Annotated in this window: 23 protein-coding genes, 1 pseudogene and 1 other annotated feature; of the genes and pseudogenes, 4 read left to right on the forward strand and 20 right to left on the reverse strand. The window is 41.7% G+C overall.

The genetic code is table 11. The features are described 5' to 3' along the window. The 20 genes and pseudogenes from B2P60_RS09085 to B2P60_RS09175 all read right to left on the reverse strand — a co-directional run. A pseudogene (locus B2P60_RS09085) lies at positions 1–606 on the reverse strand (IS3 family transposase); the annotation flags it as partial. Further along, positions 215–331 (reverse strand) — a sequence feature (AL1L pseudoknot). Its footprint overlaps the pseudogene before it by 117 nt. A gap of 370 nt (positions 607–976) precedes the next feature. Then, entirely contained in the window at positions 977–2461 is a 1485-nt protein-coding gene (locus tag B2P60_RS09090) for a leucine-rich repeat domain-containing protein (protein ID WP_201600860.1), read from the reverse strand. A gap of 126 nt (positions 2462–2587) precedes the next feature. Continuing rightward, positions 2588–3010 carry an ion channel gene (locus tag B2P60_RS09095; protein WP_201611663.1) on the reverse strand — a complete coding sequence of 141 codons (423 nt, stop codon included), beginning with the start codon at positions 3008–3010 and terminating at the stop codon, positions 2588–2590. A gap of 124 nt (positions 3011–3134) precedes the next feature. Further along, a complete protein-coding gene (locus B2P60_RS09100; RefSeq protein WP_226945081.1) occupies positions 3135–3464 on the reverse strand; it encodes a DUF6122 family protein in 330 nt (109 codons plus the stop codon). Between the two features lie 101 nt (positions 3465–3565). Further along, positions 3566–4858 (reverse strand): hypothetical protein, encoded by a 1293-nt coding sequence (locus tag B2P60_RS09105; protein WP_071001775.1) that lies wholly within the window; start codon positions 4856–4858, stop codon positions 3566–3568. 175 nt (positions 4859–5033) lie between these two features. Then, positions 5034–5867, reverse strand: a complete 834-nt coding sequence (tatC, locus tag B2P60_RS09110; protein ID WP_025645697.1) for a twin-arginine translocase subunit TatC — start codon at positions 5865–5867, stop codon at positions 5034–5036. Beyond that, positions 5864–6250: a Sec-independent protein translocase protein TatB gene (tatB, locus tag B2P60_RS09115; protein WP_192992010.1), complete on the reverse strand. Its 387-nt coding sequence runs from the start codon at positions 6248–6250 to the stop codon at positions 5864–5866. Before tatB ends, tatC begins: the two co-directional genes overlap by 4 nt. 55 nt (positions 6251–6305) lie before the next feature. Then, positions 6306–6590 carry a Sec-independent protein translocase subunit TatA gene (tatA, locus tag B2P60_RS09120; RefSeq protein ID WP_011959992.1) on the reverse strand — a complete coding sequence of 95 codons (285 nt, stop codon included), beginning with the start codon at positions 6588–6590 and terminating at the stop codon, positions 6306–6308. An 80-nt stretch (positions 6591–6670) separates the two neighbouring features. Continuing rightward, on the reverse strand, positions 6671–9061 hold the full coding sequence (locus tag B2P60_RS09125; protein WP_286740901.1) for a copper-transporting P-type ATPase: 2391 nt from the start codon (positions 9059–9061) through the stop codon (positions 6671–6673). Positions 9062–9199: 138 nt separating this feature from the next. Further along, the gene (locus B2P60_RS09130) at positions 9200–9355 is read right to left on the reverse strand and encodes a hypothetical protein (RefSeq protein WP_156770962.1); all 156 of its coding nucleotides are present in this window, start codon (positions 9353–9355) and stop codon (positions 9200–9202) included. 98 nt (positions 9356–9453) lie between these two features. After that, positions 9454–9732, reverse strand: coding sequence for a DUF5676 family membrane protein (locus B2P60_RS12300; protein ID WP_025645689.1), 279 nt, complete (start codon positions 9730–9732; stop codon positions 9454–9456). 112 nt (positions 9733–9844) lie between these two features. Then, entirely contained in the window at positions 9845–10498 is a 654-nt protein-coding gene (locus B2P60_RS09135; RefSeq protein WP_068037334.1) for a methyltransferase family protein, read from the reverse strand. Between the two features lie 129 nt (positions 10499–10627). Then, the gene (locus tag B2P60_RS09140) at positions 10628–11971 is read right to left on the reverse strand and encodes an APC family permease (protein WP_226949499.1); all 1344 of its coding nucleotides are present in this window, start codon (positions 11969–11971) and stop codon (positions 10628–10630) included. Positions 11972–12116: 145 nt separating this feature from the next. Then, positions 12117–12623 (reverse strand): DUF305 domain-containing protein, encoded by a 507-nt coding sequence (locus B2P60_RS09145; RefSeq protein ID WP_286740904.1) that lies wholly within the window; start codon positions 12621–12623, stop codon positions 12117–12119. A 51-nt stretch (positions 12624–12674) separates the two neighbouring features. After that, positions 12675–13673, reverse strand: a complete 999-nt coding sequence (locus B2P60_RS09150) for a copper resistance protein B (RefSeq protein WP_286740906.1) — start codon at positions 13671–13673, stop codon at positions 12675–12677. A gap of 22 nt (positions 13674–13695) precedes the next feature. Then, positions 13696–15393, reverse strand: a complete 1698-nt coding sequence (locus tag B2P60_RS09155) for a copper resistance system multicopper oxidase (protein ID WP_286740907.1) — start codon at positions 15391–15393, stop codon at positions 13696–13698. Between the two features lie 67 nt (positions 15394–15460). Further along, positions 15461–16090: a DUF411 domain-containing protein gene (locus B2P60_RS09160; protein ID WP_025645678.1), complete on the reverse strand. Its 630-nt coding sequence runs from the start codon at positions 16088–16090 to the stop codon at positions 15461–15463. 139 nt (positions 16091–16229) lie between these two features. Continuing rightward, on the reverse strand, positions 16230–16820 hold the full coding sequence (locus B2P60_RS09165) for a c-type cytochrome (protein WP_201611821.1): 591 nt from the start codon (positions 16818–16820) through the stop codon (positions 16230–16232). 125 nt (positions 16821–16945) lie between these two features. After that, positions 16946–17224 (reverse strand): hypothetical protein, encoded by a 279-nt coding sequence (locus B2P60_RS09170; RefSeq protein ID WP_286740910.1) that lies wholly within the window; start codon positions 17222–17224, stop codon positions 16946–16948. Positions 17225–17374: 150 nt separating this feature from the next. Then, positions 17375–17701: a hypothetical protein gene (locus B2P60_RS09175; protein ID WP_093068413.1), complete on the reverse strand. Its 327-nt coding sequence runs from the start codon at positions 17699–17701 to the stop codon at positions 17375–17377. A gap of 227 nt (positions 17702–17928) precedes the next feature. On the opposite strand from B2P60_RS09175, the gene B2P60_RS09180 reads away from it, so the two are divergent. From B2P60_RS09180 to B2P60_RS09195, 4 genes are all read left to right on the forward strand, one after another. Continuing rightward, complete coding sequence (locus tag B2P60_RS09180; protein ID WP_025645672.1) at positions 17929–18663, forward strand: heavy metal response regulator transcription factor; 735 nt, start codon at positions 17929–17931, stop codon at positions 18661–18663. After that, positions 18653–20221, forward strand: coding sequence for an ATP-binding protein (locus B2P60_RS09185; RefSeq protein ID WP_286740913.1), 1569 nt, complete (start codon positions 18653–18655; stop codon positions 20219–20221). Before B2P60_RS09180 ends, B2P60_RS09185 begins: the two co-directional genes overlap by 11 nt. Before the next feature lie 539 nt (positions 20222–20760). Beyond that, a complete protein-coding gene (locus tag B2P60_RS09190) occupies positions 20761–22443 on the forward strand; it encodes a phosphoethanolamine transferase (RefSeq protein ID WP_193006273.1) in 1683 nt (560 codons plus the stop codon). 44 nt (positions 22444–22487) lie between these two features. Further along, positions 22488–23174, forward strand: a complete 687-nt coding sequence (locus B2P60_RS09195; protein WP_025651489.1) for a response regulator transcription factor — start codon at positions 22488–22490, stop codon at positions 23172–23174. Positions 23175–23191: the final 17 nt, after the last annotated feature.

Genomic DNA, 23191 nt, shown 5'->3' on the forward strand with positions numbered 1-23191 from the left:
GCATTCCATGCTGACGCATTAAACGCTCTACAGTGCAGCGTGCAGGATGTATACCCTCTGCTTTCAACTGTTTCCAGACTTTACGAGTACCATAACGGCATTTGCTGTCCTGCCAGATACGTTTAATCTCATTTAGATAGAAATCGTCATGCTGACTACGCTGTGAACGCTTCTCCGGATTGTCGTTTAAGTCTTTGGTACGATAGTATGTGGATGGAGCAATCGGCAAGACTCTACAAATAGCTGGAATGCCATAAATAGATTTATTCTCGTCGATGAATTGAACCATCACTAAGGTTTGCGGTCTATTTCCGCCTGGGCGAAAAAAGCCGCAGCCTTCCTGATGATTTCATTAGCTTGCTTAAGCTCTTTGTTCTCACGTTCAAGCGCTTTGATGCGCTCGGCTTGGCTTTGAGCTTGAATCTTTGCAGGAATGGTTTTATCAATGTGCTTTTTATGCCATGATCGTAGGGTCTCAGGCGTGCAACCTATCTTTGGCGCTATGGCTTTGATGGCTGACCAGGTGGATGGGTAATCGTCTTTAGCTTCAATTAGCATACGGACGGCGCGCTCTTTCATTTCAGGAGTGTAGGTTTGTCTTTTCATTGTCGTATTCTCTCAGAATGTTAAGTCTCCGACAATACCGGGGCGGTTCAATGTGTGTGCTAAGTTATTCTCCAATAATAATCTTATCAGGAATCCACACTGTCATTATTAATGAGGATTTGATGAATTTCTACGAGCGAAATCATAATTTGTTAGATGTCAAAAACTCAACTATTGAGGGGCTATAAATCTTACTTCATGGTATATATGCGCTTATATTTTGTGCATTTGAGACATTAAAAAAGGCTACTAACACTATGCTATATATAGCGTTAGTAGCCTTCGTTTAAATTGATATTTTACTCAGGTGAGGTTGTTAATATTAGGGTTTGAAGTTTGCTAAGAGTATGATGTGAATATCGCACAACCGCTAAGAGTATGATTGTTTATCCCAACCGTAGACTGTATCAATAGAACGTAAATAACATTTCACCCTCGGAGAAAGCCTATCAAGAGGATTACCAGTAAGATTGATACATCTCAAACTATTCAGCTGTGTAAAATTATCTGGCAGGTTTCTAAGATTACAATAAACAAGCTCAAGCTTAACAAGATTATTAAGCTCACCAATACTATTAGGTAGCTTGCCCAATTTACAATAACTGATAAAAAACTCAGTCAGACTCTTAAGTTGCCCTATGATTTCAGGCAGCTCTTTGAGGCTACAATGGTTAATATAAAGCTTCTCTAGATTAGTAAGTTGACCTACGCTATCAGGTAGCTTGTCAAACTTGCCATGACTAATAAAAAGCTCAGTTAAGCTAATAAGCTGCCCTATGCTATCAGGTAGGACTTCAAGCTTAGAGTGATTAAAATTGAGCTTAGTTAAGTTAACGAGCTGTCCGATGCTATCAGGCAATACTTTAAGTTTACAGTTGATAATATTAAGCTCAGCAAGGTTAATGAGGTGTCCAAAGCTATCGGGTAGCTCCGTTAGTTCAAGGTGAAGCAGGTCAAGGTGAGTTAAGCTCAAAAGCTGGCCTATGCTATCAGGTAGCTCTTCAAGCTCACAATGAGTAATAAAAAGCTCTGTAAGACTGCTCAGTTGTCCAACGCTGGCGGGCAACTCTTTAATACGACAACGATTAATATAAAGCTTGTTGAGGTTGGTAAGCTGTCCAATACTACTAGGTAGGTCTTTGAGATCACAGTTAATAAGATCAAGGTCATTTAAATTTTTGAGTTGCCCTATGCTGTCAGGCAAGTGCTTGAGCGGGCAATAACTAATAAAAAGCTTAGCGAGGTTAATAAGCTGCCCTATGCTGTCAGGCAGTTCTTCAATCTCACAGTGAACTATATCAAGTACCGTAAGCTTAGTAAGCTGTCCAATGCTGTCAGGTAAACATTGAATCTGACAGCGACCAATGAACATCTTAGTAAGGTTATGAAGTTGTCCAATACTATCAGGTAGCGCTTCGAGTTCACTTTGATCAATAAAGAGTTCAGTAAGATAACTCAGTTGCCCGATGCTCTCAGGTAATGCGACAAGTTTAGAGTGACTAATAGACAGTTTGGTTAGATTAGTGAGCTTACCGATATTGGGCAGTAAATGACTTGAACATATGCCACTGATAGTTATATCTACTAGATTTGTAAGGTTGGTAAGCTCATCGGGTAGATAGGCTATTCTATAGACGTCTTTTGAGTGTTGCTCATCATGTTCAGGCTCTAAGATCTCTAGCTTTTTTAGGGCTAACAGTGATTCTTTATTACGAGGAATTTCAGAATGCTTGAGCTCAAACTCATCTGCCCACGCCCATATTTTCTCAATCCAGTTGTCATTAGTATTTAATGTTTTATTAGAAGTATCAGACTGATGAATGTCCTGATGGTAGTTATTATTGTTTGGATTCATAGCTTTATTCCTTATAACAACTTGAACTATTTTTCTTATGCCAGAATAACGTTAGTATCCTGACATAGGTTTATGCAGCCCTATGCTACACATAGTCGAGATAGTCTTTAGCTAAATAGTCTTTAGCTAATTTGCAAGGGGTTTTTTACCATTCATGATCTGCAGCACAAAGGTTCCGGACATTGTAATCAGTAGGAAACCATGGAAGGCCTCCATCGCGGTCATAAATCGAAGATGTCCGTTAGGCATGAGGTCACCTCGCCCAAGCGTTGTGTAGTTAACTAGCGAGAAGTAAAAGTAGTCCATAAAGGTAAGGGAGGCACTGCCGTTGGATGAGGACGAGACGAGGTCACCAACCTGAAAGTTATGCACAGCAACCCAAAAGCCAGTCGCATAAAGCAGTGCCTCAAGGATATGAGCCAGCACGATTGAGGCAACTGCGACCCCAAGGCAGTGTCCCGGATGGCGCGACGGCGTCACAAACTGTGACGAGAATTTTAATACGCCATAATGTATTGCTGTGCAGACAGCGATTAGAATCGCTGCCATTATAATTGCCAGAATCACTTTTTATCCTTTTTGAGGAAGGAACGACATTAAAGGAAGATTACCCTATTTATTTTAACTAATCCTGTATAATTTTTTCACTATAGCTAACGACTACGCATAAGCACTAGAGTCTATTCAGATAGGTCATTACGCAGTCATTTGAATCAGTCAGCATATGTAGTAACAATCCTAGACCAATTATTCTATAGGGCTTTGGTAGAAATAGCATAGCCGCATAAACTGCCATTGCATAGTAAGTATGTAATGGATGAAAATTAATACTACAGCGATCAGGTAAGAAAACAGGTGTTGCTAGCAAGTGATCTAAATCTACCAGCATGGTTGCTAAAAGAATCAAATATACTCGTTTGTAATCATCACGAAAAAAAGTATAGGCAATAATCAACGGCATGCCAAAATGCAGGAAGTAGTGGATAACGGTTTGGATCATCATCTTTCCAATTCAGCATGATGTTTTATTGATAAGTTGGTATGCAGAATAATTAAACTAGTAAACGTTACTTAAGAAGCCAAAGCTACATGTTCATGCTATGTTCAGACTTGAAAAACAGGCGCAAAGCCACCCCCTGGTGTGCGAAAGTTAGTCGCTTGGCCTTGATAGATACGCCCAGCAGTTAGTAGCAGCTGTCCTGCATAGGTATAAAGACGTATATCTACCTTTCTAGTCGTCACCACATCATCAATCTTTATTGATCGCTCTGTAGCAGGGATAAAGGTCTGCGCAATATAGCTTTCATCTAAAATAGTCTCGAATACGCGGCGGGTAATCTTGCTGCCACGGTAAACGCCCTTACTACCATAACCAGCTACTGGCTTAAAAAACAATTGTCTCCGAGTACGCCATAATTCTGCTGCATCCTCTTTTGTAACCATTCTGGTAGTTGGTACTGACTTTTTTAGATATTCTGCATCATCATCACCTAGTCCCCACGACTGCAAAGTTTGCGTATCGGATAGTAAAGTCAGGTTGCGCTTATTAGCGAATATAGCATGGGCATGCGGATTGGGGGTTACTACTACCGCACCCTCTAAATAGGCACTTTTAAGCACGGCGTGGTTGGGGTTTTCAAAGGCGAAATCGACTAACCGATTATAGATCATATCAATGGGCTTGCTATGAGCTGTCAGTACACCATCAGCATAGTTAAGCTCAGACGGATCGAGTATAACGGTATCAATGCCTTTAGCTTGAAGTAGTTGGCAGGCCAGCTGAAACTCCAAATACATGAACTGGCTTTTGGGCTCATTATCCACAATAGCAATGCGATTGGGCATGCTAGTTGCCGATTGTCGCTGCCATTCTTGTATGAACATATTAGCGACCGCTTCTTCAAACCCATCAAGCATTTTAGTAGTAGCAACACTTTGCTCTGAGGGGCGACAGCAGTGTTTTTGTGCGCGGGCAAGTGCTACGTTTAAAAATGCGCCTCCAGCATTGGTATTGATCTCAATAAGCTTGGGGTCATCGCTCCCTAAGTGAAAGTCATAACCCATAAAGGCCCCTATTGGCCCCGGATCGAAAGCCGCGATATTGGGTGCCCACGACAGTACTTGCTGTTGATATGACGGTAGTCTAGCAGTCGACTCAATAGCTGCGATGATTCGCACCATTGCTTCTATCTCTGTCTTAGGGACGAACACCGGTGTCGCTGAAAACAGCTTATTAAGCTCATTGGCTCCTAGTGGATTATCTCTTGTGTTTACTAATTGATCTTGCAGGCTGTTATTAAGCGCTTTACGATCTAAAGTACGGCAATAGCACTCTTGATTAAGCTGATTTGCCAGATTATCATTCGTTTTGTTTTTATTATTAATTAGGGATTCCATTTAAATCTCATTACTAAGTTGAATGTACTGATAGGGTTTAGGGGACAGCCGAAATAAAAAAAGTGTCTTAAATGTTTAAGATAAGGTTGTTTTTATAGTTACTTTACGAAATAGTCATTTTGCAAGATACTTAATTTGCAATATATCTAGTTTATAAATTAGCTACTTTGCAAGGTTATACGGTTTTACGCTCTTCTTTAATGAGTACTTTCGCTAAAAACAAACCTAACTCGAACAGTAGCCACATTGGAATCGCGAGCAATAGCATTGACACCCCATCGGGCGGTGTGACTACCGCTGACACAGCAAAACAACCGACGATGATATATCGGCGCTTACTCTCTAGACTCTGAGTGGATATGATACCGACCATTATCAATAATAAAGTAACCACTGGAATCTCAAAAGTGAGTCCAAATACCATAAATAACTTTAGCGCAAAGCTTAAATAACTGTCGATATCGGTCATAGGTATAACGTTTTGCGGAGCGAATAAAATAAAGAACTTCAATACGCCTTTGAGTACCACAAAGTAGGCAAAAGCGACACCAGAATAAAATAGGAATATCGAAGATATCAGCACTGGAATAGTGATTTTTTTCTCTTTTTTATATAATCCAGGCGCTATAAATGACCAAATTTGATACAGAATATACGGCATCACTACAAAGGCAGCAACGAAAATCGTCAAGCGAATAGGTGCCATAAAGTTCGAGGTAATATCAGTAGCAATCATAGTCGAATTCGCAGGCAGCTGCGCAACCAGAGGGTCTGATAAAAGATTGTAGAGCTCACGCGAAAACCCTACCAATGCTAAGAAGACGATCAAAACGGCTACGCATATTTTGATGAGATGCTTGCGTAATTCAATCAAATGCTCAGTAATAGGCATGTCGCTAAGCACATTCAGCACATTATCAGTCTCAACATTATGGGTAGCATCTGACGCCTTAGCATCTGTATTTGCTAACTTTCTTTGGCGACTTTTTTGGCGCTTAAATAAGCTCATTTATCCCCCTTCTCTATAGCTGAAGAAGAGGAAGTATCTGGCTGATGATTTTGCTGCTGAGGAGTGTTTGACTGATAGGAAGTATCTAAGCTTTGGTTTTGCGAGTTTTCAAACTTATCCATACTACCGCGCATCTCGGCTAACTCACGCCGCATGTCTGTCTCAGTCTGACGAATCTTTGCCAGCTCATCTTGCATCTGTTTTCGTGTCTCAGCCAAATCAAGCTCAGACTCTATATCAGACTGTAAGGTTGAAATCGTGCGACGCAATTTGGCATACCATTGCCCAGCGGTACGTGCAGCTTGTGGTAGTTTTTCTGGGCCCAATACGATTAAAGCAATGACGCCAAACAAGAGTAATTCGGAAAACCCAATATCAAACATAACAGTCACATATATTAATAGACTACTTAGTGCCGCTATTTATAAGCGGCGCGCTTCATACTTTAGGCTGGTCATCAGTGGAAATAGGGCTGATTTCCATATCATCAGCCTGATTACCTACACGCGTATTTAAATCATTACTTGCAGCTGGCGTACTATTTTCATGGCTAAGCACATGATTTTTGCGAGCATTCTCGGGTTCTTCATCTTTGACCGCTTCTTTAAAACCCTTCACCGCACCGCCTAAATCTTTACCTGCATTTTTAAGCTTGGCAGTACCAAATACGACCACCACTACGACCAATAAAATCAGCCAATGTGTAATAGAAAAGCTGCCCATAACGGTATCCTTATATTTTGTGATCTTGTTTAGATCAGTATGTGTCAGTGTGCTTTAGAACACTTTTTACCGTACCAGAATTATAGTTTCAAACGGCGCAATCGCAGCGCGTTAGCAATCACCGAGAATGACGACAAGCTCATCGCTGCCGCTGCTATCATCGGACTGAGCAGAAGCCCAAATATGGGATAGAGCACACCTGCGGCAATAGGAACACCAAGTGCATTGTAGATAAAGGCAAAAAACAGATTCTGTCTGATATTGCGCATGGTGGCGTGGCTAAGCTTATAAGCTTTGGCAATGCCCATTAAATCACCTTTTAGCAGGGTAATGCCCGCACTCTCCATCGCCACATCGGTACCGGTTCCCATAGCGATACCAACATTAGCTTGCGCTAGCGCTGGTGCGTCGTTGATACCATCACCCGCCATAGCGACCAATTTACCGCTGTCTTGCATTTCTTTGACGATACGGTTTTTATCCTCTGGTGAGACATCCGCATGAACTTCATCAATACCTAGTTTATTGGCGACTGCCTGCGCGGTTTTTTCGTTGTCACCGGTTAGCATCACAACTTTTAAACCTGCGTCATGAAGCAGTGAAATAGCCTCTTTAGTGCTTGGTTTAATAGGGTCAGCAACTGAAATAATACCAGCAGCTTTACCGTCTATAGCCACAAACATTACCGTTTCACCGTCTTTTCTACGGACATCAGCTTTAGTGGACAGCTCATTATCAAAACTATTTAGGCTTTCCATAAGCTTAGAGTTACCAATAGCGACTTTCTTACCATCGACCACGGCTTGTACGCCTTCGCCAGTAGTCGAATTAAAGTCAGTAGCTTTAGGAATAATGAGTGATCTTTCTTGAGCTGCTCTAACGATAGCTTCTGCTAAAGGATGCTCGCTAGCGCTTTCTACTGAGGCTACCAATGCGAGGAACTCGTCTTCATCTTGACCTACCTGCGCATCAATTGCGGTAAGCTCGGGCTTACCAGCGGTCAGTGTTCCGGTCTTGTCGACGACAATGGTATCGACTTTTTCCATACTCTCTAACGCTTCAGCATTTTTGATGAGGACGCCGTTTTGCGCGCCTTTGCCGGTACCAACCATAATGGACATCGGCGTCGCTAGACCAAGGGCACAAGGACAAGCAATAATCAGTACCGCAATCGCGTTAACCAAAGCATAGGTCATAGCGGGCTCAGGGCCGAATATCGCCCAGACAATAAAGGTAATGACGGAGCAAATAAGCACGATCGGTACGAACCACCCAGCTACCTTATCTACCAATTTCTGTATAGGTGCGCGGCTACGCTGGGCTTCAGCAACCATTTGTACAATTTTAGATAATACTGAATCTGCTCCAACATTGACCGCTTCGACTAATAGCGTTCCGGTGCCATTTACCGTACCACCAGTCACTGTATCTCCTGCTACTTTTGATACAGGGATTGGCTCACCCGTCACCATTGATTCATCAACATTACTATTACCATCGATCACTGTACCATCTACGGGTAGTTTCTCACCTGGTTTAACCCGTAGCTTATCGCCAGTGACGACCTCATCAAGCGAGACTTCGACTTCTTCACCGTTTTCATCGACACGTCTTGCGGTTGGTGGTGCGAGCTCAAGCAAAGCTCTAATCGCACCTGAAGTTTGACTTCTAGCTTTGAGCTCTAATACTTGACCCAGTAGCACCAAGGTCACAATGACCGCTGCCGCTTCATAGTAGACTCCGACTTGACCAGAGGCATCTCTGAAACTGTCTGGGAAAATATCGGGAAAAAAGGTCGCGACAATACTAAAAATATAAGCAGCGCCTACGCCTATCGCAATCAAGGTAAACATATTTAGATTGCGGCTTTTTATAGACTGCCAGCCACGAACGAAAAACGGGGCGGCGCCCCAAAGCACTACAGGGGTCGCGAGCACTAACTCAGCCCATTGTAAAACCTGTGAAGGTATACCATACTGACTAAAGTCAACTCCAAACATACCGCTCATCACATATATTAATAGCGGTACAGTCAACACGGTACATATCCAAAAACGACGAGTCATGTCGTCAAGCTCTGAGGTGTCCTCTTCACCGATAGTAAGCGTTTCGGGCTCAAGCGCCATACCACATATCGGACAACCGCTATTTCTAACGTCTCTCACTTCAGGATGCATAGGACAGGTATATACCGTGCCGTCGTAATCAGCAGGTACTTTATCGTATTTACCGCCTTTAACAGATTTTACTCCGCTACTATCAGTATCCTTTCCATGACAGCTAGCGTGACTATCATCTTTAGCAACTTCGTCTTCAGGTTTAAGAAACATGCCACATATTGGGCAGTCACTTTTTTCAACATCTCTTACTTCTGGATGCATAGGACAAATATAGACCGTACCGCTATAATTTTCCGGTACTTTATCGTACTGACCACCTTTGATAGATTTTTCATCGGCAATATGTTTCATAAAACCACTCCTTGAAGACAATAAATATTGATAATAAGTACAACTCTTAAAGCACTATCATCAATCCTCGATTGCTATTCATCTAATCATTAATCTAAAAACCTCTAAAAAATAATTTCTATACTTTTCAATTGGAATTTAGTTTTTATCACGCAAATACTTGAGCAGTGCCATGATTGTTAGTACTAGTACTGCGAAAAATAGTAGGGTGAATAACAAACAGATAAGCATCATAACCCAGCCCATGCCATACATCATTGAGCCGTTCATCATGCCATGCATTGACCCATTCATTATGATTTCTCCTCAGTCTAAACTGTGATCACTCCAACTCTTCAATTAATTTTTACTCGAACCGAAGAGGTTTACTGACTGTTAATATATCAATATCTTTAGCGCACTTTGGCGAACCAACGATATAGTGGCACGAACAAGATGGCGAAATACCAACCGTAAAGATATGATTCTACAAGTCCAATTAGAAAACCTGTCCATGTTAACCACTCAAAGCCAGGTAGTAGAGGTGCCCAAGCTTCGTGCATCGCTATCTGTTCGGGTGCGAGTAAACCAAACCCTATGCATAATAGATAACTAATGAGTAGAAACAACGATACACTATTGCCAACAGGGGCAATCCTTAAAGTACTTGTTGTTAAGTTTGATTTGACCATCTTAGTAATCCTCACTATTGTATGATGTGGTTCAAGCTCAAGATAACCAATCGTATCTAACCATGCTAACTCTAAGGATTTGTATGAATTAAAGCTTTATCCTGTATTGATATTACTTTTTAACTCGTGCGGCGGCGGCAAGTTGACGCCATTGACCCCATTGAGGAATAAACATTGGCACTTGCTGTTTGTAAGCAAGGTAGTCTTTACCAAACTCTTCAAACATATGCCGTTCCTCACGTCGAGCTAACCATGTGTATACAAGCACAATCACTGGAAACAGACCGATTGAAAACAGAGTTGGCCAATGCACCACACCCTCACCGAACAGTGCAATAAACAACCCGGTGTACTGAGGATGACGTACGTAGGCATAGAGTCCATCAGTTACTAAACGATTTTCCCCTCGTGCTTTGTGGACTTGGCGCCAACCTTGAGCAAAAAGACCGACTCCTAAAAATGCAATAGCATAGCCGAGTAGCATTGAGATCATCATGCCTGTCTCACCTAAACCAACAAGGGTCGACCATAAGCTAGCGCTGACATATTGGCTGTCCAAACCAAAAAACCGTACTAATAAATATATAGTGAGCGGAAAGCCATACATTTCTGCGTAAAGTGCAATAATGAAAGCCTGAACTACACCAGCACCCGCCCATTCACGCCAGTTCTTTGGTGCGAAATAACGGTAAAAGAACCAAGAAATCAGAACAATAACAATTAGTGCGAGACCCCAAGTTCCAGCGTGATTAAATGACTCATTCATAGCTTACTTTCCCTGTTGTCTTTATGAATATCGTATTGCATGAAATCAATTCTTGAAGATAGTAAGCAGACGCTTAAATCTATGCAATTTTTAACCAAACAATTTTCTGTAAACTCTTTGATGTTACTGTCAATGATGGTCTGCAAGCGTATCTTTTTCGATAGCTTTTTTCCTCGCTGAAGATTTCAGGTAAACCTGCTCAGCCACAGCAATCACTACAATAGTGACGACTGCTACGCCAAGTACGAATGGATCTGAGTTTAGTTTAATCCAGACAAAACCGCCGAGAACCAACAGGTCAAGAAGTATGGCCACTATAGGCACCCACATCACCGCCTTTATATCCTGACGAAGGTATCGCAAAACACCCCAATGAATGGCGATATCCATAATTAGATAGAAAACAATGCCAAGCGCTGCAATTCGTGATAAGTCAAATAACGTCGTAAAAGCTAAACCCAACACCACAGTATAGACCAACGTATGTTTTTGAACGCTTCCCGGCATTCCCAAATGACGATGAGGCACCAGCTTCATCTCAGTCAACATAGCAAGCATACGAGAGACTGCGAAGATGCTAGCAAGGAGGCCGCCAGCGGTAGCTACCATTGCGATTGCAACTGTGAACCATAGACCATAGTCGCCAAGTGCTGGGCGTGCGGCGGCAGCCAAGGAGTAATCTTTAGTTTCGATGATTTCGGCAAGAGATAGATTACTAGACACCGCGAAACCGACTAGAGTGTAAATAACTACGCATATTGCGATTGATATTACAATGGCACGGCCGACGTTGCGATGAGGATTTTTTACTTCCGAGCCACTGTTGGTAATCGTGGTAAAGCCTTTAAATGCCAGTATGCCTAGCGCCGTTGCGCCAAGAAAGTCACCAACAGTATTAGTGTCACCTAATGTAGAAGAATCAACTGCAAAGCTATCAGCTAGCCAGATACCAACCAACCCGAATATAAGAATACCGACAATTTTTATAATACCGATAACCGATGCAACCCCCTGAATCCAACGATTACCAAGTAAATTGATAAAGAACGCAGCAAGAATAAGCGCGGCGCCAAGGATGGATACCATGCGACCGCTGTCATCGCCACCGAATAACTGCATAGTGTATGACCCGAACGTCCGGGCCAAAAAGCTCTGCGCTATAACCATGGAGAAATACATCAGCAGGGCATTAAATCCAGTCGGTAAACGATCTCCGTATGCCTGATGCAGGTACATTGCAACACCGCCAGCCGACGGGTAAGCGTTAGAGATTTTGATATAAGAATAGGCACTAAAAGAAACAACGATTGCGGCGGCTAGAAAAGCAAGTGGGAAAAGCGAACCCGTCATCTGAGCCATCTGACCGGTCAGAGCGAAAATACCAGCACCGATCATGACACCGGTACCTAGCATAACTGTTCCTGATAATGTCAAACTATCCTTCTGATAGCGAGTCGCTCTATCTTGCTTCATACTTATTCGACCTTAATCTATTTCTTCGTAGAACTTCAGTTTTACAGGTTATTTTTGAAGTAAGGAGTAGGTATAGTTAGAATTAAAAGACGCGATATAGTAAATAGTTTTTAAAGAAGAGCTTACTTATTGGTATCATAATATATTATTCCAACTCATCAATAAGTGCTTGCATCTCACCGATTTCACGCTTTTGTGCTTCGATAATGTCATCAGCAAGCTGACGTACACGTGGGTCTTCGATATCAGCACGCTCACTGGTCAAAATAGCAATAGAGTGATGCGGAATCATGGCTTGCATCCAATCTACTTGGTCGACAGTTTGCTGCGAGCGCACACCCCATAGACCAAAGGCAAATAACACCACACTAACCCCATAGACCATCAAGTTTATCTTGGTTTTTTTATACATATTGCTCATAAAGGCGAGCATAATAATGGCCATCACAGCGCCCATATACAATGCCATATAAGCTCGGGTTTCACTAAAATAGACGTGATCCAATTTATAGGTATTAAAATACATCATGATAAACATCACCACTGTGGATGTTAATATCATCAAAGTGAACTTCACATAAGGATTTATACCCTGTTGATGGCTTTGATGATTCATATTCCCATTGTTAGCAGCATTGTTAGCAGTATTCATAATGTGACCTCTTTAAATTTAACAATATTGGTATAATGGACATTTTATAATTTAGAACCAGAACATTACGCCAGCGGTTACACTACTAGAGTCAACGGCTACGTTTTCTTGGCGGCGTAAGTCTCGTGCATCCCCTAAGGCTGATGCATAACTAAAACCAACGTAGGGTGATAATTGACGACTTAGGGTTTCATAAGCTAACCGAACTTCAGTTTCAAGCTCATTAAAACCTTTAGTAATACCGTTGTCAGTATCATCTTTACTGAAAGCAGTCAACTGCACTTCTGGTCTGACAATCCAACGCTGAGCTAAGCGCCACTCGTACGCTGTACCAAGATCAAGCTGGACTTGTCCATCAGTATATACGTAGGCTCTAGCGTCAGTCTCAACAAAGTACGGCGCTGTACCGACAATGCCAGCCATGATTGCGGACTTATCGTTTTCAGTATTATAAGCGACACCTGCTTCTCCGTTCCAATAGATACCGAGAGGCTTCCAGTAAGCGAGCGAGGTCAGACTATCGATTTCTTTATCACCTTCAGTTTGGGCACTACCCTCACTGCGTAGAGTGACACGATTGCTATCAGTGCCATACCATCCTTCAGCTTCAAAATCGATTTGATCGTCCTCAAACTGATAGCCTAAGGTTTCTACTGACACGCCCCATAATGGTGCACTACCCATCATTACCGGCTTATCATATTGTCCATAGGTAACACCATTTGAGTAGTCGGGACTACGAGCATTAGGAGGTGGTTCGCCGCCTTGCATTCCAGACATATCCATATTCATACTGCTATGATCCATACCTGACATGTCCATACTACTGTGATCCATACCTGACATGTCCATGCCACTATGATCCATACTCGACATATCCATATCTGACATATCCATGCCACTGTGATCCATGTTCGACATGTCCATATTCGACATATCCATGTTGCCGTGATCCATATCGGGCATGTCAGCGGCATTTGCTACAGGTGACAGTAATAACAGCAAAGATGATATGCCAATAAACGGTAGACCTACTTTATACATTTTCATAATAAGGCTCATATTTAAAGGGTTAAATGACGGCAACTTCTCGAAACATGCCCGCTTCCATGTGATACAGCAGATGGCAATGCCAAGCCCAGCGCCCCGCCTCACCTGTGACATCGAAACTAATCTTTTGCGCTGGCTGCACCATTATCGTATGTTTGCGAACTTGAAAATCGCCATCAGGCGTGCGCAAATCGCTCCACATACCATGCAGATGCATAGGGTGGTTCATCATAGTGTCATTGACTAAGGTAATACGCACACGCTCGCCCGGTTTGATATTAACAGGCGATGCGTCCTTAAACATAATACCGTCTAACGCCCAGATATAGCGCTCCATATTACCGGTTAGATGTATTTCAATCTCTCGAGTGGGCTTGCGCTGCTCGGCCATTATTTCATTGCCAACAGAATGCAGTTGGTTATAGGTTAAAACCTTACGATTAATATCACGCAAATTAATACCCGGATCATCGAGATTCATCCGTGGACTATCGACGCGCATATCTGTCTTAAAGTCATATTCGGTCTTAGCATGACGGGCATCATAGCCATTAGCACCCATAGCCCCCATCATATCGGACATAGTTAGCCACTCAACATCATCCATAGCAGGTATGGCAGCGCGAGCGCCTCTTTTAGTGGCAAGCGTGGTTGCGACAAAGCCGGTGCGATCGATGTTTTGGGCAAATATGGTATGCGCGTCACGGGTTGGGGTGACGATGACGTCATAAGTCTCAGCCACACCGATACGGAAGTCATCGACATCAACGGGCGCGACATCATTACCATCGGTGCCGACCACTTTTATTTTGAGCCCTGGAATGCGCACATCAAATATGGTCTGCGCGGAGCCATTGATAAAGCGTAGTTTGACCGGCTGACCTGTTTTGACCAATTGCGACCAATTCGCCGCTGTCGTTTTACCATTCATAAGATAAGTAAACGTGGTCTCACCAGATAAATCAGTAAAATCAGTCGGCATCATGCGCATCTGGTTCCACATTTTACGTTTATCATAAGCCGCCTCAAGATCCGTAGCGGCAATATCGGACAATAGCTTTTTAAAGTCTGGCAGATGATAATTATCAAAGTCAGCACGCTGCTTAAGTAGTTTTAGCAGATTATGCGGATCACGGTGCGTCCAATCACTAAGTAAAATGACATGGTCTTCTGCGATAGGGTGACGTTCTCGTCCTTTAGCCTCAACGACGATAGCACCGCGCATACCGGTCTGTTCTTGAAAGCCGGTGTGCGAGTGATACCAATAAGTACCCGATTGCTTGAGTTTGAATTTATAAGTAAACGTACTATTGGCAGGAATACCATCGAAGCTGATGCCAGGCACGCCATCCATCTCAAACGGCACTAAGAGGCCATGCCAGTGAATAGAGGTCGACTCATTCAGCTGATTATGGACTCGAATGGTGACCGTATCGCCTTCTTGCATCTTAAGCGTTGGTGCAGGCAGTGAGTCATTTATCAGCGTTGCCATGCTTGACTTGCCGTTGACCGTTATCATCTTCTCACTGACATAAAGATCAAACTCTTTGCCTGTCAGTATGGGTACTTTATGATCGGGTTTATCACTATTGACTACGACATTTTGGCTTTTAGTTAAAGCACTATTAGCCATCGTCGGTAGTGTGGATAGCATCGACGCGCCGAGCAAGGTGGATGACCCTGTCAAAAAACGCCTGCGGTTAAATCTGTTTTTATTCATAATATTGACCTAAGTTAATCCATGAAACGAGAGTTGAACTTATATATCTGATAACTTATTAATAGAACTACATCTGCTGCGCTGGCGACTCAATAGCCGCATACACTTGAGTGCTGCCATCCTTGTTCAATTGCATGACTTTATAGGGCATAAATTTATCTTGATATTCCATGCCCGGACTACCAACTGGCATACTCGGTACCGCAAGACCGATGGAATCAGTTGGCGGATTGGCTAGAAACTGTGCCATGTATTTGGCAGGAACGTGACCTTCAAAAACATAACCATTAGTAGTGACGGTGGTATGACAAGAGCGCATTTGCTGCGGGACACCGTAACGCTCTTTAAATAAAGATAAATCTGTAACGTCTTGCGCAGTTGCGCTTAGACCATGACCTTCGGCATAGCCTACCCATTCTTTGCAGCAGCCACAATTAGCATCTTTGTAAACTGTAGCCGAGACGTTTTGTAGAATTGTCGACCCAGTACCTGAATTAGCACTGACAGACATCATTTGCGGTTGTGGTTGCTCTATTTGAGCACTTTTGGTGGCAAGCGTTGGCTCAGTTTGAGTAGAGTTTGAAACACTAGTATCGGGCTGACTACAAGCCATTACTGTTGACGTTGCTACTAGTAAAAGAGCAGAAGCTGATACCTTTTTATGTCCATTGCCCATTATATTTATATAGCGTCTCATAACTTACTCCTAAGCGTCTGCTTATCTGTTGAACCTTCTAAAAATTTATACCCTATAACTAAGTGTAGTATAGGCAAAGTTTAAATCCCAAAAGGCAGCACTATTTAGCACTGCGCTTTTATAAAGGAATATGGAAGAATTAATGCTGCATTCCAGATTCATCATCCGACATATTCATATCACCGTCAAATGACATGTCCATCATATCGCCATCTATCCTAGTGGTTAGCATCGTGTATTGGCTTTCATCTAATTCAGGTAGTGATCTAATAAAAGCGACCATTGCCCACATTCTATCGTCGTCATGAGAAGCACCCCATGCTGGCATGCCTGATGCCATAATACCGTGCTTAATCGCCCAAAAACTTTGCTGAGCTCCTGCATCCGTTTTATAACGATCAACTACTTGCGCATTAGTGAAATTAGGTGGCTTAGGGTATAGGCTCTCACTAAAATCAGTGCTCTCTACCCCAGGAGACAAATGGCAGCCTGCGCACATATCCTTATAGTCCGCGCCCCCAGAGCTGATATCGACCTTCTCTAAGTCTGGTACCACAATATCTTTACTGGCATTTGCTATGGAACGATTGCGAGCGGTTTCCAAGAAATTATAAACCAATGGACTATGTCCTTGATCAGCGCCAATATTAATGACACCACTCATAACCACAGTAAAGACACCAACAATAGCGACCACGACAGTGAAAAGTACTCCTAGTAAAAACTTCATGGGTTTATCCTATAATCCATTTTCTTTAATACCCTACTCTTAGCGTCTACAAATATTTCCTACAAACCCTTATTACTGATTGATGAAACTATCTAGCAGTAATAAAGGATTTATAAAATCAATGTTTAAGAGTCACTTTTATCTGTTACGCAGTGCTTTTGATACATTTGCTTCATTTTACCCATGTTAGCCATCATCGCTTTCATGGCAGGATCGTTCATATCCATTTTGCTATGATCCATTTTTTGCATCATTTGCATATGCTTTTCCATTTTTTCACAGTTCATCTGATCTTTTTGCGCATGCATTTTTGGATCATGCGCCATAGCTGAGGTTGAAACGACTAGAGCGACGGCAGTGGCTACGATTGCTTTAGGTAAAGACTTTGATTTAAAGAGTGACATGGTTAATCCTTAATTGATTTAGTTGAGGGTACATAAAGCTTTAGGATATTAATTCAGTCTAAAGCATAACCAGTCTAAAGCATAACTTATTGATTCTGACAGAGAGATGACAGCAAGATGACAATATTGTCATCTTGCTACTTTTATATTTTAATGCTGCACGTATTCATTTAGTATGGCATCAGCATTTCTATCACGATCGCTACCATATTTTTTTATAAAATACTTTTCAGACTGCAGATGTTGATCTTGATGCTGAACTTGGCAAGCGACTCGTGCATCAACATAGCTTTTCATTTGAGCATCAGACATCTGCGCGTTATTGTGATCTAGATTTCTGGCAAACGTAGTTAAGTTATCGCAATTATCGATAATTGAAGTGCTTAGATTGGTAGTATGCGCATTAGCTGCTGATATACCGATAAGCATCGAAGCGGATAGCAGCACCACTTTTTTGAATGAACGATAGCTTTTCATATAACATCCTTAATAAATTATTAAATATTGAAACTAATTACCTGTAGTAATAATTCATAGTAGCTACTCGTATCAAGAATGAGCCGCTATGTACTATAGGTATAGATTAACAAACGAAGACTGACCATTTGATGACGAGCGCATGACATCTTTGTCAGATACCAGTCCGTTTTGTCATTTATATTGATTTGGGTATTATAAAATCATAATTATATTGAAGGATTACTATGAAAGTACTACTAGTAGAAGATGAATTAAAACTCGGCGAATATGTAAAAAAAGGCTTAAGTGAAGCAGGCTTCATTGTTGATCATCAGCTGACAGGTTTAGATGGCTACCATGCTATGATGACTGAAGAGTTTAGCGTGATACTCATGGATGTTATGCTGCCTGATGTTAGCGGTTTTGAGCTAGTACGTAATTACCGAGCGGCTGGCAAGCATACGCCAGTGTTATTTCTAACCGCAAAAGATGATTTAGATGACAAAATCAAGGGGATTGAGATTGGCGGTGATGATTATCTGACCAAACCTTTTGCCTTTGCAGAGTTAATAGTCAGGATAAAAAGCTTATTACGACGCGCCAATCAAGCCGACTATAAAAGTACGCTCATGCAAATAGCGGATCTCAAAATGGACATTGCCAAGCGCACTGTACATAGAGGAGACACGCCCATTAAACTAACCGCAAAAGAGTTCTCCCTATTACAGTTTCTATTAGAGCGCCGCGGTGAAGTATTACCACGCTCAATCATTGCTTCACAAGTATGGGATATGAACTTTGATAACGATACTAATGTGATTGATGTGGCAATAAGACGTCTGCGTATAAAAATAGACGATGAGTTTGATACCAAGCTAATTCATACTGTGCGTGGCATGGGCTACCGATTAGATGCTGTCGACGTTTCAGCTAGTAATAAAGCTGCCAGCGAAACGGAAGATAGCCAATATGATAAATAGATTGGACAATCGACGCTTACCCTTACTATGGCGAACTGTGTTTTTATTGACGATATTTGTCGTTTTATCGCAGTTGATAATCTATATCTGGGTACAGCACTCTGTTAAAAGCCATTTTGAGCAAATGGATGCTGAAATCATTACCCACGCAGCCTTTAATCTACGTAAGCGCGTAACAGAGGCGGATAACCAAATAGCCTCTCAGACACTACCTAAGCCTCAAAGTCCATCAAACACTCAACAACCGCTAAGCTCGAAAGCTTCTTCAAATCTACTTCCTACAATAGCCACAGAAAATGATGATCACCTGCATTCATCAGCGCTAGATTACGATCTAAAAACTATCATTGCTGATAAAGAGGGGCGATTGCTATCTAGTACTCCCAAAAACTTTGCTAATGAATTAAGTGCCGACTTTAACCTATTATCATTACAGCAAAATCATGATGACAGACAGTTTGTAATAAATATTAAAGACAGACGTTATCGAGCTATGGTTATTGGAGACGATGACATGCTTGCCCTTATCGCCTTACCCATTGACGTGCATCATCAGTATTTATTACAGTTTAACCGTCAACTTAGTCTGATCCTATTTGCCATCACACTACTGTTGATTTCAATAGCAGCCTTAAGCGTGTATTGGGGTTTTGCCCCTTTATCCACTATCGTGCAAAGGATGAAAGGTATTCATCCTGAAAGATTGAGCGAAAGAGTAATAGTTAGTGATATGCCATTAGAGCTAAGACCTTTAGCAGAATCCTATAACTCGATGATGGCTAAGCTTGAAAGCAATTTTGAGTCGTTGTCGCGATTTTCAGACAATATCGCGCATGAGCTACGCACGCCAATAGCGACGCTGATTACGCAAACGCAAGTCATGTTAAATAAGCCTAGAGAGGAAGAGGAATATGTCGAACAATTACATCAGCAACATGACACCTTAGAGCAATTATCGGCGATGATTAACAACATGCTACTGCTAGCAAAAACCCAAAAAGGACTGAGTGATTCGCAAGTGACTACTGTAGATACTGAGGTCCTAATCAATAAGCTGTTAGATTACTTTGAGATGATAGCGGATGAACGCGGCATAACTTTTACAAAGTCAGGAGACTTTAAGGCGGTAAGAGGCGATGCAGGTCTATTGCAAAGACTTTTTGCCAATTTATTGTCCAACGCCATCTACTATGCTGCTAGCGCTAGTGTTATTGAAGTATCAGCTACTATTACTCCCAATAATCCAAGCACTTCAAATACTTTTGTGAACACTAATGATGTGCTTAGGAATGACAAGAGTAATGCTCAGATCTTAAAGCAGCGTTATTTAGAGATAAAGATTACTAATCGTTTAGAGAAGCCACTAAAGCAAAGCGAAGCTGCGCGCTTGTTTGAGCGCTTTTATCGTCATGATAAAACTAGCCAGCACCATTCAGGATCAGGTTTGGGTTTATCTATCGTTCAGGCTATTGCTAATGCTCATAAAGGGACGGTCAATATCACTAACAAAGATGAGTATTGTTTTGAAGTTACTGTAGGATTATTGATTGCTAAGTAGCATACACCTCAATATCCTAGTGTTCAAAATATTAATAATATGTAGACCTACTATAGGTCTATTTTATTTTGATAAGTCGAAAGGCTCTGAATGCTATTATTCATATAGTGTATAAGGCTAGATTATGAAGTCTAATTTTCTTAGGTGATGTTGTTGATATGGGGGTATGAACAAAATGCCACTTTTATCTTTTTTAGTATTGACTGCTTTGGGTTCTAGTGTTTGGACAACTGTACTGACGCTTGCAGGTTACCACTTCGGCAAAAACTACGAGGTTATAGAGACTGCGTTAGCACCCTACTCAAAGATTTTTTTATCGATTGCTATAGTAATTATAATTAGTTGGTTTATTAGGCGTCGACTAACCAGCTAAAGTAGAGGCAATATGCATCCTTAAGCTTATTATCTAACTATTTATTTTTAAGAATATATTATCTTCTTAAAGCATTACTCAACCCAAATATCTTAACGTCTTCTTAACAGGCCTCTTGTTATCGTAAGGAATCAAACTCCTTACCATCCTGTTGAGAAGCCTAGTTATGTCAACCTCTCAAGCACTTAGCACTGAAATCACCAAAGCTCCTACCAAAAAAAGCTATCTAAACAGCATTTTTAATCATGAAATTAATCTTAACTATCTGATTATTATCGTTGCGCTCTATTTAGTCACTACTGCAAATTTTGGTTTTTTCGCGCAAGTGCTTAGCATTTACCCTTTTGGTAATAACGTTGGCTTCATAGTTTCTATCACAGGCTTATTGTTCGGCTTAATGTGGCTACTCATCCAATTATTTTGCTATCGTCCTATTGCTAAACCAGTGCTCATCGCTATGGTAATGATAGCGGCCGTATGTGGCTATTTTACTGACGCTTATGGCACTATTTTCGATACTAATATGCTGATCAATAGTATACAAACCGATCAAGGTGAAGCGATGGGGTTGATGTCGCTAAGTTTTTTTACAAGAGTCTTTATACTAGGCATTATACCCGCAGTTATTATTGCTAAAATCCGCATAAAAAGAGTACCTATACGTCGAGCGCTATGGCAAAAAGCGTTAACCTTAACCTCATCTATCGCCTTAATAGCTGTCTGCCTACTGTCTTTTGGCGATCAATACGCCACCTTTTTCCGTCAGCATAAGATAGTCCGCAGTTACGCAAACCCTATTACTCCTATCTACTCGGTTATCAAATTAGGTACCGATTATGTTGAGAAACTTCGTCGTCCTGATACATTGACCCTGCATGCGACAGATGCCAAACGTATAACTCCTACTGCTGGAACTAACGCAGCAAAGCCTAAACTCATGGTATTTGTCGTTGGTGAAACAGTACGTGCTGATCATATCGGTCTTAATGGCTATGAGCGCGACACTATGCCTCTGCTGACTAGCCAACCAGATGTCTATAGCTTTAAAAATGCCACCTCATGTGGCACCTCTACTGCTTACTCCGTTCCCTGTATGTTTAGCTACTCTAATCGAGAGAGTTATGACAATAATATGGCAGACTATAATGAGAACGTATTAGACACACTAAATAAGCAAGGCGTCAATGTTATTTGGCGCGACAATAATTCGAGCTCTAAAGGGGTCGCGGATCGAGTAACTTTTGAAGATTATAAGACGGCTGATGTCAATCCAAATTGTGATGAGGAGTGTCATGATATCGGTATGCTTGACGGTTTTGATACTTTAATTAAGTCAGATGCACCTGCCAAAGATACGCTTATTTTATTGCATCAAATGGGCAATCATGGTCCCGCTTATTACAAACGTTATCCTAAGGAATTTGAAGAGTACAAACCTGTATGCATGACTAATGAGCTCTCTAAATGCGATGATCAATCCGTCATCAACGCTTATGACAATGCCATTCGTTATACTGATTACTTCTTAAATAACGTGATTAATACGCTCAAAAAGTATGAGCAGGACTATGATGTCATAATGGTATATATTAGCGATCATGGCGAAAGTTTAGGCGAGAATAATATTTACTTGCATGGCATGCCCTACGCTATCGCACCTGATGCGCAAAAGCAGGTGCCTGTCATCATTTGGTCACCTAATAGTAATAATATTGATAAAAGTAGTCTCGTTAGTATGATTGATCAGCCCGTATCACATGACTTTATCACCCCAACTTTACTTAACTTTTTTGGTATTACTACCGATGAGGTAGCAGCAGCGCCAACCTTCTTTAAATCTACCCATTAAGACCTTTATCATAAGCCCTGCTAGCATTTATGCACGAGACCACTATGTACAAGATACTCATCATCGAAGACAATCCCGATATCGTCGCCAATATTTATGCCTTTTTTGAACCAAAAGGTTTTGAGCTGGACAACGCTCATAATGGCATTAGCGGCTTAACACTCGCTGCAAATAATCGCTATGACGTTATTTTATTAGATGTCATGCTGCCGGGTATGGACGGCACCAAGCTATGTAAAAAACTGAGAGAAGAGCTACATAATAAAACCCCTGTATTGATGCTGACGGCTCGTGATACGATTTTGGATAAAGTCGCAGGCTTCGATAGTGGCGCTGATGATTATCTGGTCAAACCCTTCTCACTCATTGAATTAGAATCACGGATTAAAGCGCTTATCCGTCGACACCAAGATGAGCATTTTGAGCACAGCTTAGCTGTCGGACCATTATCCTTAAATGCTAATGAGCACACGATTAGACGAGAAGGTACATCACTAAAACTGACACCAACAGGGTTTAAAATTTTAGAAACATTAATGAATGCGTCGCCACGAGTCGTCAGTAAAAGTGAGCTTGAGGAAAAGGTATGGGGTGAGGATATTCCAAGTAGCGATGCGCTACGGACTCATATGCATAGTGTGCGCGTACAAGTCGACAAGCCATTTGCCAGACCTATGATAATGACGATGCCTGGAGTGGGTTATCAAATTGTTGATCCCGATAAAGTGTAGAATATCTTAGTACGATT

It is taken from the genome of Psychrobacter sp. UBA3068, assembly GCF_002366815.1.
Classification (GTDB): Bacteria; Pseudomonadota; Gammaproteobacteria; order Pseudomonadales; family Moraxellaceae; genus Psychrobacter; species Psychrobacter namhaensis.

Excerpts from the sequence above, each read along its gene's own strand:
- tatA (WP_011959992.1), bottom strand. The coding sequence starts at position 6,590 with ATGGGCAGCTTTTCTATTACACATTGGCTGATTTTATTGGTCGTAGTG.
- B2P60_RS09135 (WP_068037334.1), bottom strand. The coding sequence starts at position 10,498 with ATGAATGAGTCATTTAATCACGCTGGAACTTGGGGTCTCGCACTAATT.
- B2P60_RS09090 (WP_201600860.1), bottom strand. The coding sequence starts at position 2,461 with ATGAATCCAAACAATAATAACTACCATCAGGACATTCATCAGTCTGAT.
- B2P60_RS09195 (WP_025651489.1), top strand. The coding sequence starts at position 22,488 with ATGTACAAGATACTCATCATCGAAGACAATCCCGATATCGTCGCCAAT.
- B2P60_RS09145 (WP_286740904.1), bottom strand. The coding sequence starts at position 12,623 with ATGAATACTGCTAACAATGCTGCTAACAATGGGAATATGAATCATCAA.
- B2P60_RS09130 (WP_156770962.1), bottom strand. The coding sequence starts at position 9,355 with ATGAATGGGTCAATGCATGGCATGATGAACGGCTCAATGATGTATGGC.
- B2P60_RS09150 (WP_286740906.1), bottom strand. The coding sequence starts at position 13,673 with ATGAAAATGTATAAAGTAGGTCTACCGTTTATTGGCATATCATCTTTG.
- B2P60_RS09155 (WP_286740907.1), bottom strand. The coding sequence starts at position 15,393 with ATGAATAAAAACAGATTTAACCGCAGGCGTTTTTTGACAGGGTCATCC.
- B2P60_RS09165 (WP_201611821.1), bottom strand. The coding sequence starts at position 16,820 with ATGAAGTTTTTACTAGGAGTACTTTTCACTGTCGTGGTCGCTATTGTT.
- B2P60_RS09105 (WP_071001775.1), bottom strand. The coding sequence starts at position 4,858 with ATGGAATCCCTAATTAATAATAAAAACAAAACGAATGATAATCTGGCA.
- B2P60_RS09185 (WP_286740913.1), top strand. The coding sequence starts at position 18,653 with ATGATAAATAGATTGGACAATCGACGCTTACCCTTACTATGGCGAACT.
- B2P60_RS09170 (WP_286740910.1), bottom strand. The coding sequence starts at position 17,224 with ATGTCACTCTTTAAATCAAAGTCTTTACCTAAAGCAATCGTAGCCACT.
- B2P60_RS12300 (WP_025645689.1), bottom strand. The coding sequence starts at position 9,732 with ATGGTCAAATCAAACTTAACAACAAGTACTTTAAGGATTGCCCCTGTT.
- B2P60_RS09160 (WP_025645678.1), bottom strand. The coding sequence starts at position 16,090 with ATGAGACGCTATATAAATATAATGGGCAATGGACATAAAAAGGTATCA.
- B2P60_RS09180 (WP_025645672.1), top strand. The coding sequence starts at position 17,929 with ATGAAAGTACTACTAGTAGAAGATGAATTAAAACTCGGCGAATATGTA.
- tatB (WP_192992010.1), bottom strand. The coding sequence starts at position 6,250 with ATGTTTGATATTGGGTTTTCCGAATTACTCTTGTTTGGCGTCATTGCT.
- B2P60_RS09095 (WP_201611663.1), bottom strand. The coding sequence starts at position 3,010 with ATGGCAGCGATTCTAATCGCTGTCTGCACAGCAATACATTATGGCGTA.
- B2P60_RS09140 (WP_226949499.1), bottom strand. The coding sequence starts at position 11,971 with ATGAAGCAAGATAGAGCGACTCGCTATCAGAAGGATAGTTTGACATTA.
- B2P60_RS09100 (WP_226945081.1), bottom strand. The coding sequence starts at position 3,464 with ATGATGATCCAAACCGTTATCCACTACTTCCTGCATTTTGGCATGCCG.
- B2P60_RS09125 (WP_286740901.1), bottom strand. The coding sequence starts at position 9,061 with ATGAAACATATTGCCGATGAAAAATCTATCAAAGGTGGTCAGTACGAT.
- B2P60_RS09190 (WP_193006273.1), top strand. The coding sequence starts at position 20,761 with ATGTCAACCTCTCAAGCACTTAGCACTGAAATCACCAAAGCTCCTACC.
- B2P60_RS09175 (WP_093068413.1), bottom strand. The coding sequence starts at position 17,701 with ATGAAAAGCTATCGTTCATTCAAAAAAGTGGTGCTGCTATCCGCTTCG.
- tatC (WP_025645697.1), bottom strand. The coding sequence starts at position 5,867 with ATGAGCTTATTTAAGCGCCAAAAAAGTCGCCAAAGAAAGTTAGCAAAT.